At 38.9% G+C, this 19,488-nt stretch carries 15 protein-coding genes and 1 pseudogene; 5 read left to right on the top strand and 11 right to left on the bottom strand.

The features are described from left to right. Nucleotides 1-118: 118 nt before the first annotated feature. The 10 genes from FD50_RS05395 to FD50_RS05350 all read right to left on the bottom strand — a co-directional run bounded on the left by FD50_RS05395 (nucleotide 119) and on the right by FD50_RS05350 (nucleotide 14,982). Nucleotides 119-925, bottom strand: coding sequence for a MurR/RpiR family transcriptional regulator (locus FD50_RS05395; RefSeq protein ID WP_056960710.1), 807 nt, complete (start codon nucleotides 923-925; stop codon nucleotides 119-121). A gap of 452 nt (nucleotides 926-1,377) precedes the next feature. Further along, the gene (locus FD50_RS05390; protein WP_056960709.1) at nucleotides 1,378-2,667 is read right to left on the bottom strand and encodes a dicarboxylate/amino acid:cation symporter; all 1,290 of its coding nucleotides are present in this window, start codon (nucleotides 2,665-2,667) and stop codon (nucleotides 1,378-1,380) included. A 512-nt stretch (nucleotides 2,668-3,179) separates the two neighbouring features. Continuing rightward, the gene (gene rfbD, locus FD50_RS05385) at nucleotides 3,180-4,031 is read right to left on the bottom strand and encodes a dTDP-4-dehydrorhamnose reductase (RefSeq protein WP_056960708.1); all 852 of its coding nucleotides are present in this window, start codon (nucleotides 4,029-4,031) and stop codon (nucleotides 3,180-3,182) included. A gap of 205 nt (nucleotides 4,032-4,236) precedes the next feature. Further along, nucleotides 4,237-5,688 carry an exopolysaccharide Pel transporter PelG gene (pelG, locus tag FD50_RS05380; protein WP_056960707.1) on the bottom strand — a complete coding sequence of 484 codons (1,452 nt, stop codon included), beginning with the start codon at nucleotides 5,686-5,688 and terminating at the stop codon, nucleotides 4,237-4,239. Next, nucleotides 5,669-7,096, bottom strand: a complete 1,428-nt coding sequence (pelF, locus tag FD50_RS05375; RefSeq protein ID WP_056960706.1) for a GT4 family glycosyltransferase PelF — start codon at nucleotides 7,094-7,096, stop codon at nucleotides 5,669-5,671. Before pelF ends, pelG begins: the two co-directional genes overlap by 20 nt. 5 nt (nucleotides 7,097-7,101) lie before the next feature. Further along, nucleotides 7,102-8,937: a DUF2194 domain-containing protein gene (locus FD50_RS05370; protein ID WP_056960705.1), complete on the bottom strand. Its 1,836-nt coding sequence runs from the start codon at nucleotides 8,935-8,937 to the stop codon at nucleotides 7,102-7,104. Next, nucleotides 8,930-9,844 carry a hypothetical protein gene (locus FD50_RS05365; RefSeq protein ID WP_056960704.1) on the bottom strand — a complete coding sequence of 305 codons (915 nt, stop codon included), beginning with the start codon at nucleotides 9,842-9,844 and terminating at the stop codon, nucleotides 8,930-8,932. The genes FD50_RS05370 and FD50_RS05365 overlap by 8 nt, the downstream gene beginning before the upstream one ends. Continuing rightward, complete coding sequence (locus FD50_RS05360; protein WP_056960703.1) at nucleotides 9,832-11,931, bottom strand: DUF4118 domain-containing protein; 2,100 nt, start codon at nucleotides 11,929-11,931, stop codon at nucleotides 9,832-9,834. Before FD50_RS05360 ends, FD50_RS05365 begins: the two co-directional genes overlap by 13 nt. 105 nt (nucleotides 11,932-12,036) lie before the next feature. Next, on the bottom strand, nucleotides 12,037-12,984 hold the full coding sequence (locus tag FD50_RS05355) for a GDP-mannose 4,6-dehydratase (RefSeq protein WP_056960702.1): 948 nt from the start codon (nucleotides 12,982-12,984) through the stop codon (nucleotides 12,037-12,039). Between the two features lie 618 nt (nucleotides 12,985-13,602). Beyond that, on the bottom strand, nucleotides 13,603-14,982 hold the full coding sequence (locus tag FD50_RS05350) for an FAD-dependent oxidoreductase (protein WP_056960701.1): 1,380 nt from the start codon (nucleotides 14,980-14,982) through the stop codon (nucleotides 13,603-13,605). A gap of 72 nt (nucleotides 14,983-15,054) precedes the next feature. Here FD50_RS05350 and FD50_RS05345 point away from each other — a divergent pair, with 72 nt between their 5' ends. The 3 genes and pseudogenes from FD50_RS05345 to FD50_RS12990 all read left to right on the top strand — a co-directional run. After that, the gene (locus FD50_RS05345) at nucleotides 15,055-15,735 is read left to right on the top strand and encodes an EAL domain-containing protein (RefSeq protein ID WP_056960700.1); all 681 of its coding nucleotides are present in this window, start codon (nucleotides 15,055-15,057) and stop codon (nucleotides 15,733-15,735) included. A 128-nt stretch (nucleotides 15,736-15,863) separates the two neighbouring features. After that, the gene (locus FD50_RS05340) at nucleotides 15,864-16,109 is read left to right on the top strand and encodes a hypothetical protein (protein ID WP_054757585.1); all 246 of its coding nucleotides are present in this window, start codon (nucleotides 15,864-15,866) and stop codon (nucleotides 16,107-16,109) included. A 143-nt stretch (nucleotides 16,110-16,252) separates the two neighbouring features. Continuing rightward, nucleotides 16,253-16,372 (top strand): annotated as a pseudogene (locus tag FD50_RS12990) (KxYKxGKxW signal peptide domain-containing protein); the annotation flags it as partial. Between the two features lie 44 nt (nucleotides 16,373-16,416). Here the strand turns inward: FD50_RS12990 and FD50_RS12915 are convergent. Further along, nucleotides 16,417-17,208, bottom strand: a complete 792-nt coding sequence (locus FD50_RS12915; protein ID WP_228889298.1) for a hypothetical protein — start codon at nucleotides 17,206-17,208, stop codon at nucleotides 16,417-16,419. Nucleotides 17,209-17,212: 4 nt separating this feature from the next. On the opposite strand from FD50_RS12915, the gene FD50_RS12910 reads away from it, so the two are divergent. Together FD50_RS12910 and FD50_RS05325 are read left to right on the top strand one after the other, a co-directional pair. After that, nucleotides 17,213-18,898 (top strand): LysM peptidoglycan-binding domain-containing protein, encoded by a 1,686-nt coding sequence (locus FD50_RS12910; RefSeq protein ID WP_228889297.1) that lies wholly within the window; start codon nucleotides 17,213-17,215, stop codon nucleotides 18,896-18,898. A 195-nt stretch (nucleotides 18,899-19,093) separates the two neighbouring features. Continuing rightward, the gene (locus FD50_RS05325; protein WP_056960699.1) at nucleotides 19,094-19,414 is read left to right on the top strand and encodes a DUF898 family protein; all 321 of its coding nucleotides are present in this window, start codon (nucleotides 19,094-19,096) and stop codon (nucleotides 19,412-19,414) included. Nucleotides 19,415-19,488 lie beyond the last annotated feature (74 nt).

Here is a 19,488-nt window from a genome sequence, read left to right as displayed (position 1 = left end):
ATGTTCGTAATTTCGAGTTAGCACTCAAATTTTCCCGACTTATGTCACACTCTCCACCGTCATCTTTCAACAATGGAAGAAGTATTTTTTATTTCTAGAGTTAAGTTCACCTTGTTCTTTAAATATTTGAAGCAATTTCAATCCCAAATCTTGTTACATAACTAAAGAACAAAACCTCGGCTACAAAAAGCTGCATTTCAGTGATTGTTGTAATTCCAGTAGAAAAGGCCGCTTTGCGTAGTGCTTTGGTCGGAATGACAAAGTCTGCAAGCTGCGCAGCTGCAGAATTGCGATTAGGCGTCAACAACACTGTATAAACTTTTCTTTGCTGCGCCAATTCGAATAATTTGATGCTTTCTGCCGTCTGAGTGTGCTCATCGGCAACAAAAACAAAAACTGCAGTAGCCGGTGCGGCTGCCAAAGCTGAAGCAGCCTTTTTATAGCTGCCAACTTGAATTAAGATCATTTTCAGCAACTCAAACCGCTTAGCGAGCTGCCGCACGGAGACAGCCGAATTACGAGTTCCACACAAATAAATGGCCGGTGCACGATGTAAACAGTTGAGCATTTCTTCGACAGTTTGCGGCTCAAGCCCCTGTAAGGTAAGCTTAAGCGCACTTGTATTTTGCCGCTCAAGTTTCTTAATAATTTGACGGACGCTTTCTCCCATTTTAATTTCACGGTAACTAGAGGTATCTTCTTTGGCAGCTGCCAACAACATTTTCAGCTCAAAATAACCATTCAACCCCAACGTTCGACAGAAACGAACAATCGTAGCTGCACTCACACCTGATTCTTGTGCAAGCTTCTGGACCGACATTTTAGGGACAATCCGCGAATGCGCTTGAATATACGCAGCAAGCTCCTTTTCTTTCTTGCTAAAATCAGCGCTCATGCCCTTAATGACAAGTAGAATATCTTCCAATGTAATCTCTCCTCAATTATCACTATGCCAAAAACATTCGCTAATATCATGCAAGATAATCAAAGTCCAAGTTGTCAAACTGTCTTCCAACTGCTCTGCGATTCTTTCATTTAGTGAGGATCTGCTCAATGAAAGTTCTATTAGGAAATTTGTGGCCTCCAGTTATTATCGACCGAATTTCCTAAGTACTTAAATCACCAGTTATCCAGTGTTTTCCACTTTAAAACACGTTTTTTGCTTAGTTGTTCTCCAGAGTAGATTCCTTGTCTCTATTAGTTTTGAACTAGTCTGATTTGACTCTTTTTAGAGATTATGCACCACAAATTTGAAGATTCTATGGAAAAAAGGTTAAAATTTCAATAAAATTTTTTCGCAGAGTTTTTCATTAAAGTTTCGCTAAATCCTGCCATTCAGCCATTTTGGACAAATATTGCTTGTAAAAACCGCTGAATTTAGTTTCTCTTATTATCCAAAGAAAGGGTCTGAAGGTACTGTAAATTTTTTGCTTGATCGAATTCTTTTTCAGATTTGCCGATAATAACAGCAGCCAGCGAATTACCAGCTACATTGACAACCGTTCTGCCCATATCGACAAGCCGATCTATCCCTGCGATAAAGGTCAATCCTTGCAACGGAACCCCAATCGAAGAAATCGTCGCCAATAAAACCACAAATGATGCACCTGGGACACCTGCCATCCCCTTTGAAGTAATCATTAATACCAAAACCAGCGTTAATTGCTGACTTACCGATAAATGAATCCCATAAGCTTGAGCTAAGAAGAGCGCTGCTAGCGATTGGTAGATTGCGGAACCATCTAGATTGAATGTATAACCTGTCGGAATGACGAATGATACGATTCCTTGACTAACACCGAAACGATCCATCTTATCAATAATTTTCGGTAAAACGGCTTCCGAACTAGCAGTTGAAAAAGCGAGAACCATTTCATCCTTAATCACCTTTAATAAATTCCAGTTGTTGATCCCAAAAAGGTGTGCGACACCTCCCATTACAAAAACGATGAAAATTATCATAGTGGCATACGCTAAAATAATGAAATACCCCAGCGGTGCCAGGGCGCTTAAGCCCAACTGCGCAACTGTTGTCCCGATTAATGCACAAACCCCTAACGGAGCAACCCGCATAACCCAATTCGTGATTTTAAACATAACTTCGGAGACTGCCCGCAAAAAATCAATAATAATTTTTCCTTTTTCTCCCAAAGAAGCTGTTCCAAGGCCAAAGAAAACTGAGAAGAAAACAATCGGTAACATCTCACCGCTACTTAAAGCCTTAAAAATATTAGTAGGAATAATCCCGACAATTGTAGCCCAGATTCCACTTTCTTTTGCCTTTTTAGCGGTCTGAACATACTGATCAATATTTTGAGAATGCAGTTGATGGACGTCAATATAACTGCCCGGATGGAAAACATTGCCAACTAACAAACCCAGTATAATTGCAATTGTTGTCATGATTTCAAAATAAATCAGTGTCTTGCCGCCAACCCTGCCAAGTTTGCGGACATCACCCATATTTGCAATTCCAACTGTTAAACAGGAAACAACAATTGGTAAAACAATCATTTGAATCAAGTTGATGAACATTGTCCCAATATTTTGCATTGCTGTAATAGCTGTCGAATTATTGTAAAAAACAACTCCCAGCACTACTCCTGCAATTAAGCCAATAAAAATCTGCCAGCCAAGATTCAAGCGCCACAACTTATAATTTTTCATTTTCCGCTCCTACACACATTTAATTCTTAATCTTTAATCGTATTTTCTCAGTAATTTTCAATTAAAATACAGTTAAACATTAAGTAGAAATAATTCACAAACAAAACTATCTTACCAAAATTTCGTTGCTAATAAAAGAGATAGCTAAGAGATATCTTCATCATTGGTAAACTTCTTTTTAATTTTTTTTGGAATTTTATACAGAAAGGTGAGAAAAATGCCAATTGTAATTCAAACTTATTCATCCTTCAAAGAGATTAATCCAGATATTATAAAAACAAAGAGCCTTGATCAAAAGTTAAACTTCGATCAAAGCTCTTTGTTTTAGTCCAGATAAACGTGTTTAATAAATTGAATTTCTTCATTTAATTTCGAATCTAAGCGCCTGCTTTAATTCACGCTTTATGCTCTCATTTCCAATCAATCTGACAATCCCTGACATTTGGTTTAATTACTGCGTAAAATGCGAAACCAACCACCTGCTTAATTTTCAGAAGACATTGATTTTTAAATTAACGCAACTGCTCTCCTTCAATCTGGTGCATAAACTGGTGGAGTGCATCTTGCCACTTTGGAAATTCAAATCCAGTTTCTTTAGAAAGTTGCATTACTGAGTAGTGCGGTCGAAAAGCTGCCGTTGGATACTGATCAGATGAAACTGGTGTTACCGTGACTTCTTTATCACGCAATATTTCTTGGGCAAACTCGTACCATGAACACTGGCCAGAGTTGCTGCACTGGTAAATCCCATATGGTTTTTGCCGCTCAACCAAATATGTAATAAATTCTGCCAAAGTACGTGTCCAAGTAGGCCGTCCGACTTGATCCGCTACAACCGTTAATTTATCATGCGTTTGAGCAAGCTTCAACATCGTATAAACGAAATTATGTCCCCATTGACCGTAAACCCATGCAGTTCTGACAAGATAATACTTAGTACAGTATTTTTGAACAGCTTCTTCGCCTGCTAACTTAGCACGCCCATATTCATTTCGAGGACCTTTAGCATCGTCAGGTAAATATTCACCTGTCACTCGTGTCCCATCAAACACATAATCTGTACTAATGTAAACCAACGTTGCGGCATACTTTGCGCACGCTTTCGCGATAATTGCCGTCCCCGTTGCATTAACTTTCCAATTTGTTTCTTTGCCGTCACCTTCAGCTTGATCGACCGCTGTATAAGCCGCACAATGGTAGACAACTTCAGGCTGGTTGTGTGCAAAATACTGCTCAACCGCAGCTTCATTTGTTATGTCCAATTCCTGTGAACCAGTTGCTAAAAAATCGATGTGTCTTTTTTTTAGTAAATGCTGCAGTTCTTGACCCAATTGGCCATGGCTTCCAGTAATAAGAATCTTCACTTTACTTTCCTCCACTTTTTTGCGTTTTCAGAAATCAACTTACTTTGCCATTTAAATAATGCACAGTTCTGGCTGCAAAGCAGTTGATACTTTCATCATTAAAGCATTATTGGACTTTTATTTCAAATCTACCTTTTGCTCAAAAAATTTTCAATAGCAATCTATTAAGCTTGCTCAAGTCGCCAGTAGCCTCTAAATTTTTAGACTATTTTTGTGCAAAAAGACGATCAAGTTTTAATCCCAAACTCGTAAAAATTCCCGTTTTATGCTCCTCAACAAGCGGCTGTCTGCTCAGTAAATGATATGACAGTTTCCGCGTAAAATTTGTTAATCTGGCTAACATGATCACGAAAAAAAGACCACAGGCAATTACAAAACCAAATCCGTAATATAAAGGCGACAAATTGAACATGAGAAAGGTTAATCCTGGTGATGCCAACGCAAAGATCAGGGTTCCTATAAAGGCCCCACGATTATCAACAAAATACAAGAGAATCAACATGATTGTATTAGCAATCGCGTAAAGGCCGTAACCAACACAAAGTATTCTGAAGTACCCGAACATGATGTCATTAAAACCTAATGGCAGCAGACTGATTACTGCTTCGCCAACTGAAATTGCAATTGCTGTTGTAAATAGTTGTTTTAAACCAGTGTATTTCAGCTCCGACTTTAAGACTGTCAACATCTCATCTTCGGCCTGCTTGATATCCCTGATTGAACCTCGATTGTTAAACAATGCATAGTATGCCTTATACTTAGGGTAAAAATTAACTTCAACCGAAATCATAAAATTCATGGTTGTAATCAACGTGGTTAAAAAGGCCAATAATGCAGGAATGTCATAGTAAGGCGCTGCTCTGAATAACCCTTCAATCTTTTCTCCCAATTGACTATTCCAAATCATCACAATGTGTCCGAATAAGCCAATATTGATAAATAAACCGACAAACGCCAATTCTAAATACTTATCAAACCATTGCAAAAAAAGAAAAGGTTGCTGCGCACTCCGAGGGAAGAAACGATACAGTAATACTACATCCCAGACTAACATTACTCCATAGCCACAAAAAATAGCGAAAAGCATCCCTAAGACTGAGATCCCATCTAACCTGATCACAGCCCAAGCCAATAGAAACGCTACAATGACCGCAGAGACAAAAGAAAACAAAATTCCGTTGTACTCTTTAATCGCGGTTAAATAGCACATTGCATTCCAAACAACCAATATTTCTGCAAAAATAGCTAGGCACATCACAGTCAGCGTTAAGTTAGTATTAGAACATAATAAAAATGCAGTATAGAGCAACTCACCAATTATCAACATCAGCATATTTGAACCCCAAAATGAGGGCATGATCTTCTTTTCTTGTTTTTCATAAAGCATATCAGCGATAAATCTGGTTACTACTAATGAAAAGAATCCGGAGACCGTCAAAGAAAATAAAAGTGTGTAGGTTATTGTGCTCACAAAGACTTCCTGTCCATGGAAACTCATATTGTATGCTCTACTTAAAAAAAGAATACTTAAAAGCAGCACAATCCCCAAAATCATCGGTCCAGTGCATACAATTCCGGCGTATCCATATGCACGGGCAGTTGCTAACAAACCTCTTTTTTTAAACAGCTTTTTTAATTCAAATCCGATCCCTGCCATATTTTTCTTCAACCTCTTCATATAGATTACGGTACTTTGCCATCATTTGTTCTTGGCGATAAAATAAGCTGACCCGCTTGCTTCCAATCGTCCCCATTTTCATTCTAAGTGAATCCGACTGACACATTTTATGCATGGCTTTCGCCAATCCTTCTCGATACATTGGTGGCACACAGTACCCCGCAACTCCTAAATTATCGTCTTTTTTACCTTCAAGTAACTCTCTACAGCAACCGACATCCGTTGTAACACATGGCCTTTTGGCTGCCAACGATTCCAATACTGAAAGTGGCTGTCCTTCAGAAATACTCGTCAAAAGTGTAAAATCAATCTTTTCCATGTACTTAACCACGTTAACCCGACCAGTAAAAAGAACCTTGTCGGTAATTTGAAGAGCCTCGACCAATGCATGGCACTCGCTTCCGTATTGCTCATCATCAGTTCCTCCCATAATATGCAAGCGTACATTGTTTCTTAGCGTTAAAAGTTCAGCAAAAGCATAGATCATCGTTTTGATGTCTTTAATCGGAGCCAGCCGGACCACTGCTCCAATTTCGACGATCTCCCCCGCCTTTTTTTCTGGAATGGCATGCATTTTATCATAGTCAATTCCATTTTCGATTACCCGACATTTCTCAATGGGACACCCAATCTCTGCTTGAATCTTCTTGGCATTCTCGAATAGACTCGTTACTCTAAAAGCGCGCTGATAAATTGCATCTGACAACATATAAAAAAGTTGAATCCATTGCTTTTTAAAAGTTGGTGCTACCCATTGTGCCCGGATAAGTTCTTCCTCACGTTCACGCGTATAAATTCCATGTTCAGTTAACAACAACGGTTTCTGATAGCGCCAACTCCCAAGCGTAGCCAACAGACCACCATATCCAGTTGCAATTGCATGGTAGGCATCTGCTACTGGAACTTCTTGGCTTAAGAGATAAAAAAGTGGCAACAACATCGAACGCATTGTATGGAATGAATCTGCAAAAGCTGAATACGGATATTTTTTAGTACATAGTTGGGTTAAGAGTTTTAAAAAAAGATCGCTTTGCAACAGTGCGAGCGGCGCAACTTTCTTATCTTGGAATAATTGAAAAAGTAATTCCCAATTGGGATGCGCACATTCCATCAATTGTTCCAAGGCTTCTTCTTCTGCAAAAGAGAAGTGATGCCTTAACTTACCATGCGGTCTTTGCTTCAAAGCCTCATCCAGAAAAACTTCATGCACCTCAACCACATTCTTGGGAAAATCATAGACAAAGTGCCCGCGATCTTTTGCATGTGCCCCAATAACCCACAAAACAAATTCATGTTCAGGCATATCCTCTAAGTAGTGCTGCATCCAGGTAGAAACCCCACCATGAACATAGGGGTAAGAACCCTCTAATACTAAACAAATCCGCATTTTTCTCATCTCCGTAAGTTAATGGTGACATTCCTGCTAGTCGCACGCAGCAAATAGAGATCGCCTGTGACGTGACGAAGCGTTCCGCCCTCCACGCCTTGAGGCTTGCCGCCTTCATTTAGACGTACCATTAAATAGCTTTCGTCATATAAGTTGCCAAGCTCCAACTTAACTTCAGTGGCGGTAACCTCTTTTTTGGTCACAACCGCTGCACTATATCTTTCAATTGCACCAGAAAGTTCTGAACCGGTTAAGTTTCTAATCCCTGGTGCTGCGGTGAACAACCACTCCATATAGGATGCTAAGTTATTTTTCAATTTATTCCACCCCAGCTTAGCACCACGATCAACATCTAAGAGATCATCAGGATGCATAAAATGAGTATTCACGTAATGCATATTTAACTCAGAAAAAGCGGCAAGCTTATTATACTTATCAAAAAGTGCACCCGAAATAATTCGTGGTTGATTAACAATTCCATCTTTTGAAACTCCAAACTCCTGCGAATAACCGGCATCCCCCGGAAAATAAACACTCGCGATCGTCCTAATTTCTTTGTCTTTTCCAAGCATCTTTCTGCCTTTAGCTGAAAGAATGTTAGACGGTGGTACGTAAACTGATTTTCTTGTCTCGGGAAAGACATTGTTTGAAAAGGTCTCTAATTGTTCAATTGAGTTCTTCATCGCCTGGGTATTTTTCCAAAGTTTATATGGTAAATGCTGTCCCTTGTAACTGACTTCCCCAGTATTCAATGGTTGGTGATTATAACCATGAAAACCTAATTCACCATCTGCGTGCAATAACATATTACCAAAATATCTGAAACGACTTGTATCTTGGGTCGTTGTGACCTTTCCATTTGTCTGATTTCCATAATTTTCAATAATAACACCTGTAAACCTGACACCATGGCGCGCCGAAAGTTTCAACAGGTCCGGCCACCAAACTTTGGAGTAAAAGTCAGCAATATTCATATGATAGTCACGCTTTACATACTTGCCATCCCCATTAGGAACTGGTGATGGAAAATCATCCAAATAAAATGCAGACCCATTAATCACAGGATAGACTCCCACTGCACCTAATAAGCTATATGAAGCCGCATAGATTCCCCTGTTAACTTTTTCAACAATTCCAATGTTATCTACTACAACTTGCCCTTTACCATATTTATTCTCCCAAACTAATGGGAATTTTTGACTCTTGTCGGTCCAGGCATATGTCTTAACATTGCGCGTTAACTTCATTTTACGTGCAGACTTGAACGGATCACTAAATTTATACTCCTTGTTGCCACCCGCCATAAAACCCTTAGCGGCATAAAAACCGGAAACTACTTCATTTTTAGCAGTCGCACTTGTGACGCCCAACTCACCGAAAAAGTTATCAACTCCCTCTTCTTTTTGAATTGGCAGTACAAATAGTGCATGACCTCCAGCGCTAATCCAATTTTTAAAAACATTCTGCTGCGTCCCAAAACTACTAATATTTTCTGTCAGTACAACAACTGTTTGATAAGCTCCCAGTGCAGGCAGTGTTTGCTTTGATAAATCAACAGTTCTATATCCGACTTTCATATCCAAAAGAACTCGCTTAATCTGCGGCTCAGCTACTCGACAATCTGGCTCAGTACTATCAGTTAAAACTAAACAAGTCACTGGAGCCTTTTTAACCGCAGCTGAACTTTGTATCACTTTACTGGTTGGTAAATAATTAACCTGCTTAGCTGGTTGCGTATAGTGAATCCCGCTTCGTTCAAAGAAGAGGATGAGTGCCATTATGAAAAAAGTCAGCATGATAAAAAAAAGTGCCTTATACCTAAAACTTTTCCACCTATTCATGGAATTTTTTCCTTTCTTCCTTTGCCATCCAGTATTCCACTAACTCCCTATTTTGCTTCGAGAAGTAAATGTTCTTGGTTTCAATTTCTTTGACTGTTTTAATGATCTGCTGGTGATCGTGCTGTGAAAAATAATATTTGATTTTTTCTAACCAATATTCCTGTGAATCTCCCCAGCTTTTTTCAACTTCACCGAGATAAAATAAAGCACGGCTGTAATTTTTTGACTCCAGCAAAGTGTCAATCATTTCAAGATAAGTTTCAAGGTCGCCTTGCCCTACATCAATTAACTTTTGCAATAAATTCACATACTGACTGCGTTGAATCTCATAGGTGTGCTTTTCAATAAAATCCGACTTAAGATACTGCTGTAAAAAATTCTTGTAAGCTTGCAGCAACTCAAGATTGTCCGGTGCTTTTCGATACCTACGTTCAAAATCCTGTAACTGTATGTCAAAATCGCTGGAGATTGAAGCCAGTGCCGTCGTCGCATAATGAACAACTTCAACGTCATTGTTCATGCGCGCTTTTGACAACATCTCAATATATTGTTTGGGATCATCGTTCAACACCGTCAACAATAATTTGCGTCTAACCTCTGGATCATTAATCAGCAAAGCTTCTTCCATCGAAACAATGTTCTGATAATTTCGCTCTCTTTCAACTACTAAGCTGTTTTGTGCGGACGTATCCTCCAGAGCTTCTTCTAGGTCAACCTTTTTTCGGCGATTAGTTGTTGTTGAAAAAAAGATTCCCACAATCACCGCACAGACACTGCCGAAAAACGGAACTAGTAGCACAAAGGGCAGAATAATCTTAGAAAGATGTAACAGCCGCAGCTTAACACCGGCGTAGACAATTACGCACCCGATGAGGTGGATGATCAGCAAAAAAATTATAATCCGCACAGCTTTTCCTCCTCATTTTCAGAGACAACTTGGCTTTTAATTCCAGCTTTAGAAAAACGCTGCAGCACAAGCGGTACATTTTTAGGAGAAATTTGTGTTAACAACAAATAAAAACTTCCATCATCAAAAATGCCAAAAAGATCATTTTCTCTAATTAATCCTTCAAGTTTGGAGTAAGCCGTTTTAAGTTCAGTCATATTTTTGACATCAATTTTAAGTAGCTCATACAATGAGTTTTGCTCTTCTTTTGACTTTTTAGCGATCTTCAACTCATTGATAAAAGCCTGCTCTTTTAAAATTTTAGTTTGCTCATAATGAAGTTTATTGTAGACGGTTTCTTTGTAGAAAAGCGCTTTTAAGACAGCACTTTGGACTAAGCCGCACAACACCTTAAATAAGTTCTGATAATAGAGTGTCATTTGCGTATAGTCGACGTGAGAAACGGTTATCAAGAGCAATAAACGTGCATCTTGGCTTATGCCGGTAACATACATTGGAAAACGTTTGTCTAAATTATTATTAACCCAGACCTCACCTCGTTTGACAGTCGCAATAATTTCGCCATAGTCTGCAAGTGCTAATGAAAAGGGTTGTTCTTTTAAAATCGCGCTAGACGCAACTTGCAACCGAGCAAAAGCCTCGTTTTTTTCAACTTTGTAAATTGAAATTGTTTTATTCTCGAGCAATTCTTCCAAAACTTTAATTGCTTTATTAAAAATCTGCGAAGGTTCAACGGAATCAAGCTTTTGCGTTACTTCAAAGATCTTGCCAAAACTATTTTTACTGCCTAGAATCTGTTTCCGCAGCTCTTTAGTCTCGCGCAATTCTTCCCCATAAAGTTGCTGTACAAAGCTGTATTTTTCTTGCACAAGTTTATTTTCTTTCTCCCAGAAATTAAGCCTATCTTTATTTTTATTTTGCAGGTATCCACAAATAGCTCCGATAATAAAATAACCGATAAATGGTAGCCAGTTGGAAGGATCATAAAATAACATTAGCCAATTTGTTCCACTGATCACAAAAGAATAAACCAGCAGCCCCGATGCCAATCCTGCAGCCACTAATCCGAGATCAATTCCATAAATCGTTCCCACAATAACAACATAAAGTAACTTGATATCAATTAACTTGAATTCAGAATTATTGCTTGCTAATTTGTTTAAAAGAATACAGATTCCAAAAGCTGCAAGAACTTCTAATACAGCAATTAACTTATGGTGCTTTTTAAAAAGAATGTTATTAATCCGCTCCCAAGCTCCCACTGAGGAAATATTTTTGCGATATTTGCGATACAATTCAGGCAGCTTTTCATTAAGCTTGATTTCTTGTTTCCAGTTATACCTGTCACCAAGTTGCGAATCCGTTAGCTGCTCAAGTTTAGTTGCAGTTGTGGAATCTTCCGTAAAAATAAGCTTACTTTGCGGAATTTCATCCTCAAGCTGGTCCCAATCGAGCTCATTTTGCTGCGGAATATTGAGAATTTCAAAACCTTTTTCCCAGCTATCACAGACTTTTCGGATTAATTTGCATAAATCTTCAGGTGCAATAAAAGATAACGACTGTCGCCGACTAGCTGCTATCCGGAAAGACTTCTGCGCTGCTGCACTTTGAAACAGCTTATACAAAAAATCATTGCTTTTCTCAGCCGAATATAAAAATGGGCTCTTAATAACTTTCACGTCTACCCCTTTTTCGGTTGCATAATAAGCACATAGATCTGCCAGCTGGCGTAAAATAAGTTCCTCATTTCGCTTATCTTTTCCCAAAGTGCTAGGCTTTGTAATATATAATAGCTGCGTTTCTTTGTTTTGCTCGCAATATTCCAGCAAAGAGCTCATTTCTTCGACTTCGTGTTGAACTCTGCCTGTAAAGGTTAAAAAAGCAGAAAAGTACACAATTTTGTCGAAGTACTGCAATTCCACAATATCAGTCAGTTGTTCATAGTTTTTCGAAATTGCTGTAATTTTTTTATCAAAGCTTGTTTCAACGAGAGGGTCTCCGATGATCAGCACATCACATTTAGGAAAAAGTTCTCCAATCATTTTCTTCGTCAAATAACCAGTATTACCCGCTAATAAAACTCTCACTTTCGGATTCCCCTCCTTTTCCTATTCCTTAAACAAAATACGCAGTGTTGTGCCTTATTTTTCAGGACTAAATTTATTTTCTCCATGCAAGTTTCCTCTTCCTGTTCACTGCTCGATTAATTGCGAAAAGTGCAAATATTTTTTCAATCCGGTTGCTAAATCATTTTGAGCTGTAAAGCCAAGACGTCGTAATTTAGTTATGTCTGCTTGAGAACGCTGAATATCTCCTTCACGTGCCGGCTTTTTTGTGATTTGCAGCTGGCATCCAATCAGCTTTTCCATTTGCCGAATCACTCCAAGCAATGTAACTGTCTGTCCGGTGGCAACATTGTAAACCTCATGCTGAGCCTTAGAATGCAACAAAATTTCCAGAGCCGCCACCACATCTTCAACATAGATAAAATCACGTTCCTGACTTCCGTCACCAAATAAAGTAAACTCCTGCTTGTTTTTAAAGCACTCGGAAATAATCGAAAGGACACCTGAATATGGGGAACGTGGATTTTGGTTTGGCCCGTAAACATTAAAAAATCTAGTCGCAACGGTCGGAAGATTATATAAACGCCCATAATTCAGCACAAATCTTTCTGTGGCGTATTTATCAACTGCATAGGGCGTCATCGGTTCAACCCTGGAATCTTCCCTCTTAGGGAGTTCTGGTAAGTTCCCATAGACCGCAGCTGAAGATGAAAAGAGCAGTTTTTTGATTGGCAACTGATATTTCCGAATAGTTTCGAGAATATTAATATTAGCTTCTTGGTTAACCTTGTGTGTCGCATAGGGACGTGCGATTGAGTCAGCTACACTCGCAACTGCTGCTAAAAGAACGATATAATCAAATTTATTTTTTAATAGTAAATTCTGCATAAACTGCTTATCAGTAATCGAATGTTCATAGAATTGCAGGTGAGTGTTATTATTTTTTTCCAAATTAGTAATCTGACCCATCGATAAATCATCAACCACACACACATCGTGCCCTTGTTGAATGAGTTTCTTTGTCAAATTAGAACCAATAAACCCTGCACCACCTGTTACTAAATAACTAGCCAAAATTTGTCTCCCCCGCTGGGCCCACTATTAAATTATTATTTACAACGCCCAAACGATTATATCCTATATCTTATTTTTTTTAAACACTATATTTTATCATTAAAAAGATAATTATAAGCTTACAATCATTATGATAATAATTTTCTGTTGCCTGTTCTACTTTTGAAAATAAAATTCAGTTCACTTTCTATTTTTAAAAAGCCAAACAGAAACCTCTAGAAACTTTTTACTGTTATATAGGTAATAGTGCTGTTAAAAGTTACCTTATACTTAATCAAAAGGCATCCTATTTTGTTACCGCCATTTGGCAATTTTAACTTGGATAATAATTTCGAAGCACTTATGCCGCGTGACAAATTAGATATATTTTTAATTTATAATTTTTATTCATCTATTAATTAAATGAAAATAATACTACCTTTTTTAAAAAATCTAATAAAATAATAAGGACATCTATTAATTTTTATTTTCTAACGGTCCCTTTATCCATTTCAAATAATCACTTCTAGTCTTGAACAAGCTTTGACCATAAAAAAAGACCACCTTAGAATTGCCAGTTGTTCCTGACAATTTTAGGATGGTCTACGATGTACGATGCGTTCGTTCATGTTAAATGTGCTAATAAAGATGCGTATAACGCGGTTGTCCAAAACCGTGTTTGCGTTCCTGTGTTACTGCATTTTGTGCTACTAAATTAAGATAGTTAAACGGTCGACTGAAGTTAGGTTGAAAAAACATATCAACGAGTGCTAGATCATCAATCGTATTATTGTTTTGAATCGCAAGTGAAACAGTATTAACCGCTTGCGTAATATCTTGCTTGCTATGTAGCTGTAATCCTAGGATCTTTCGATTATCCCGATTATACACTAATGAAACAGTTACTGGGTCAGTCTTGGGCATGTATGGTGGCCGCCAGATTCCCTTGTAATCAGCTCTTAGCGCATTTAGTCCAGCTCGCTTGGCAGTTTCGAGTGTCAAGCCCGTCGTTGCAAAATGATAACCAAATAATGGCAGCACTGAAGTTGACTGTGTCCCCATGTACGGCTCACAATTGCCGAAAACATTCCGGGCGACCAGCAATCCTTGTCTGACTGCATTAGTTCCAAATGGTGCGTAAATAGTTTGCTTCAGTGGATTGAAGTAGACCGCGGTACAGTCACCAGCAGCATAAACATCGGGGTGAGAAGTTTGCAAATATTCATTAAGGATTAAAGCACCATGGCGTTCCATTTTTAGTTGTCCGGTAAACAACTTGGTATTTGGAATGAAGCCCGTACAAACAATCGCCATTTCTTCTACAAACTGACCACTCTCAGTTGTCACCCGAATGGTAGTCGCACCTGCATCTGCAAATTCTTTTACATGTGTATTCAGATGGACTGTTACGCCATGCTTTTGCAACAATTTGACTGCTAAATCTGCTGACTCTGGATCGAAATAGTTGTTTAAAACTCTCTTTTGCGCCTGGAACAGTTGAACCTCATTACCATTTTGAGCAAGGCTTTCCGCAAGTTCAACTCCTGCATAACCTGCACCCACGATTGCAATTCGCCGATTGGCTTTAGTCATCTCATAAACATTCTTCGCCTGCAAATAATTTTTGCACAATAAAACACGTCGATTATCAATCCCTGCAATTGCTGGGAGACGCACATTAGCACCCGTCGTAATGATCAGTTTATCATAATGATCAACCAAAACTTTTCCCTTTTTCATATCAACCGCACGTACTTGATGGCGCTCCATGTCTACACGTAATACTGTGTGATTTTCTCGGACCACAGCACCTAATTTGCGTATTTTATCCGGAGAAGAAACAAAAACATTTTCTAATTTTTTTACTTGTTTATTCAGGGATAAAAAAATGCCATCGGTCGAAAAAGAAAAATTATTGTTTCTTTCATATATAGTAAGCTGTGTTTCAGGATGAGTCGACAAGATCTCTTGTGCAGCAACTAAGCCTGCATGAGTGCAGCCGATGATTATTACTTTCATAATGACTCTCCTTAGTTCATAATAGGTAATGTAATATTTTTTAGCATTTTACCGCATGAGAGGATCGTTGCTATGTATCGCTTTTATATCCAACCACAAAAAAATATGTTTACTAATTCACTGATTGGCTATGAAATGTTAATTCGTAAATATAATAACAATAAATGGCAGTTGCCACAAGATTTCACCTCTGTTCCAATTGTGAAACAAATTGAACTGTTGAAGCAGATTGGCACAGTTTTATTACTGAAAATAGACTCTATCTCTTTTAATCTTAACCAAAATCAATTTGTAGACGAAACGATGGCACAAGCTTTGATAGAAACGCAAAAACACATCTACCCCCTGACCCTTGTGGTTGAACTCACAGAAGATGCCGGTGTCCCGCGGATTAACCTAGATACCGTAAAAAAGTATGCCCAACGTTTCTTAGAGTTTGGCATCGAACTGAGTATTGATGATGTCAGCACTGGAGAGAACGTTTATCAAAGGATTGAGCCACTTTTGCCGTGCGCTGCCGAGATCAAGTTTCCACTACAAAATCTGCGCAAAGAAAACCGTCTCGCTGAGATTCCTGGCCAATTGTTATTTTGGCGAAAAGTCGCACGCACCTATCATTTGCGTTTGATCGTCGAAGGAATCGAAAGCACTGCCGATGATGAACTCTTAAATGAGCTCGGTTTACCGCTACGCCAAGGATTTTTCTATGAAAAGCCCCATCTTTTGCGATTACCTGGAGATCCCAAGCTGTAGCGTAGCACCGATTACCGCAAGTCTTCCCGAGTACATATACTTTTATCTTTTAATTATCCATTTTAAAATAAAGAGTAGCTTTTGTTAAAATTCAAGGATTAACTTCCTATTTAGAAAGAAGGATCCAGATGGACAACTATGAACTGATTGCAAATATACAATCTTTCGCACTTTTCACAGATGCCAATCATCGCCAAATCTTAAAGAAAAATATCCTGACGCAGGAACAAATCGAATATCGATTGAAGCCGATGGACTTCATTACTTTTTTAAATGAAATCGACCTTTATAATAATTCTCATCAGAATACAGCAAAGTTTATGGAAGCACTTGAAAAACACTACTTAAATATTGGGAATCGAATTGTCAGGTAGGCCTTTTTCGAGTACGAACACTGGTTTAATATTACATTAAGATTACATTCATTATTTATTAAGATATGTAATTTGTGATTATGCTATTATAGCTGCAGGGAGACATTTATATTGGGGAAAACACAATCTAGGAGGTTATTTTTATGCATAAACATAATGAAGAAAAGCTGCATTATAAAATGTACAAAGCCGGAAAATTCTGGCTTTACAGTACAATTGCAGTGTCATCATTCGTTGTTGGGGTCCAGTTGAAACCGGTCTCAACGGCACTTGCAAGTGAAGCAAAGATTGAGAGTGATACTTCATCTCAAAAGGCCTCATCTTCATCTGCTGCAGACTCAAGCAGTTCTGCCAGCAGCTCTTCAACCAAAGAAAGCTCAGCTGCAAGCAGCTCTTCTGTAGCAAGCAGTAGTTCGTCTACTAAAGAAAGTTCCACTGCTACCAGCAGTTCGTCTAGTGAAGCGGCTGATAGTTCAGCTGTCACTGCTGCAGCAACAACCTCTTCAACCAAGGACAGTTCAAGTGCGACAACGTCAAGTTCAGCTAGTGAAAAAGCTTCCTCAGCTGATAGTTCAACTGTCACCGCTGCAGCAACAACTTCTTCAACTAATGCCAGTTCAACCAGCTCAACTGCGGCTGCTTCTACTAGCACAAAAGATTCAGCATCAAGCAGTTCAGTTGCAGATAGTTCTTCTTCAAACAGTAGTTCTGCTGCTAAAGAAAGTTCCACCGCTACTAGCTCTTCTGTTGCAGCAGATTCAAGCAGCTCTGCCAAAGAAAGCTCAGCTGCAAGTAGTTCTTCTGTAGCAAGCAGTAGTTCATCTACTAAAGAAAGTTCAGCTGCAAGTAGTTCTTCTGTAGCAAGCAGTAGTTCTTCTGTAGCAAGCAGTAGCTCTTCTGCTAAAGAAAGTTCGGCTGCAGCAAGTTCTGCATCCAGTGCTAAGACAAGTTCAGCGACTGTTAAGTCAAGTACTGCAAGCAGCGTCACTGCAGCCAGTTCTTCAACAACTGCTTCTACTTCTACGACCACAATTACTGAAGCTGAGTTAGAAGCCAAAATTGCTGCCCTTAAAAAACAAAATACTGCTGAATACAGCACCAAGGTGTCCACCTTCTTAAATCAAATCTTGGACGGCGCAATTGAAAGCTGGACCAAATATAAAATCTTACCTTCTTTGACAGCAGCTCAAGCAATTCTGGAAAGTGGCTGGGGAACATCTAGTTTAGCCAGTGAATATCATAATCTGTTTGGCATTAAGTCTGGAACTTCTTGGACCGGCAAAACCGTTACGTTACAAACAGAAGAATACTATGATGGCAGTTATCATACGGTTAATTCAACCTTCAGAGCTTATGATAATGATAGTCAAAGCATCACCGATCATGCCGAATTGCTAGCTGAAAGTTCCCGTTACAGTAATCTGGTTGGTGAAACCAATTCAAGCACTGCAGCCACTAAGATTTATGAAGATGGTTATGCAACTGATATTAGCTATACCTCCAAATTGGAATCTATTATTGAAACTTATGATTTAACTGCCTGGGATGAATTAGCCTTTAAGTATAGCGGTGTAGACGTCGATAGCAGTTCTGACAGTGACTCTGACAGTGATTCTAAAAGCAGTAGCGGCTCTACCACAAATACTTATTATACCGTTCAATCTGGCGATACGTTGAGTGGAATTGCTGACAACTACAGTACTACCGTTAGTCGTTTAGTAACACTTAATAATATCAGTAATGCTAACTTTATCTATGTGGGACAAGAATTGCTGGTTTCAAGTGCAAGCAGTTCCAGCGCTAACAGTTCAAGCAGCAATTCGTCGACTTCTTCCAGCAATACTTATACGGTGAAATCTGGCGATACCCTGAGTTCAATCGCTAACACATACGACACAACTGTCAGCAAACTCGTTTCACTCAACAGTATCAGCAATGCTAATTATATCTACGTGGGACAGAAATTGACTGTTGCATCGAGCAGCTCCAGTTCTTCCAATTCAAGCAGTTCGTCAACCTCATCCACTAGCAAGAAGACCTACACGGTGAAATCTGGCGATACGTTGACTTCAATTGCTAAGACATATGGGACGACAGTTAGCAAAATCGCTTCGTTGAACAGTATTAGCAATACTAATTATATTTATATCGGAGAAGAATTGACTGTTTCTGGATCGAGTACAAGTAGTTCGAGTTCAACTAATTCAGCAACTACAACTAGTTCCTCGAATAGTACTGGCACGACTTATACAGTCAAATCCGGTGATACGTTGAGCGGAATTGCCTCAACATATGGGACCACTGTCAGCAAGTTAGCTTCATTGAATAGTATCAGTAACACCAACTACCTCTATGTCGGACAAAAGCTGACGGTTTCAGGTTCAAGTTCGAGTTCCAGTTCGTCGAGTTCATCAAAAACTTCGAATAGTTCAGCGACGTCCTCCAATAATGGAACTTATACAGTTAAATCCGGTGATACATTGACTGCTATTGCTAACACATATAACACGACTGTCAGCAAGCTCGCATCCTTAAACAGTATCAGTAATACGAACTATCTCTATGTGGGACAGCAGCTAACTGTTTCAGGTTCAAGCTCTAATAGCAGTTCGAGTTCTAATAACAGCTCAACATCATCATCTACTACCAGTGGAAGTTATACTGTTAAGTCAGGTGACACATTAAGTGCAATTGCAGCCGCAAATGGTACAACCGTCAGCAAGTTAGTGACAGCAAATGGAATCAGCAATGAAGATTACATTTACGTTGGTCAAAAGTTGACACTGTAGAAATATTTGAATAAACAAAGCTAATTGCTAAAATTAAGCTGTGGCAAATCTGGATTGATTCCAGCTCGTCGCAGCTTTTTGATTACAGTAACGCAGCCTAAACAGCAGCATTAAAGAGGCTCATCTACTATCTTGGGATTAACCAGTCCAAACTCTGAAGACTTTAAAAGCTGTGCTTGGAGGAGGAATTTAATTATGGAAATCAAACATGGTCGAAACTCATTTTTTGATGGCGGACTATTCTCTTATATTGGCTGGAATCTCTTGGGGATTATTTTGACCACCTGTACTTTGGGGATTTGCTATCCGTGGGCGCTATGTTTAGTTTATGGTTGGAAAATCAATCATACAGTTATTGCTGGCCACCGAATGCATTTTCACGGTTCTGCCGTTGGCTTGTTTGGTAACTGGATTAAATGGTTATTATTAAGCATCATAACTCTTGGAATTTATCTTTTTTGGGTTGGAATAAAACTCGAAGATTGGAAGGCTAAAAATACAAGTTTTATGAATTAATCTTTTACGTTATCACATAGTACTAGCTGTAATCTCACTATTCTCAGTAATAGCCAAAAAGATTCAGTTCAAAA

This window comes from Liquorilactobacillus satsumensis DSM 16230 = JCM 12392 (genome assembly GCF_001435195.1).
In the GTDB taxonomy this organism is placed as follows: domain Bacteria; phylum Bacillota; class Bacilli; order Lactobacillales; family Lactobacillaceae; genus Liquorilactobacillus; species Liquorilactobacillus satsumensis.
The sequence above is the reverse complement of the archived record's forward strand: the minus strand, read 5'-3'. Positions and strand labels throughout refer to the sequence as shown.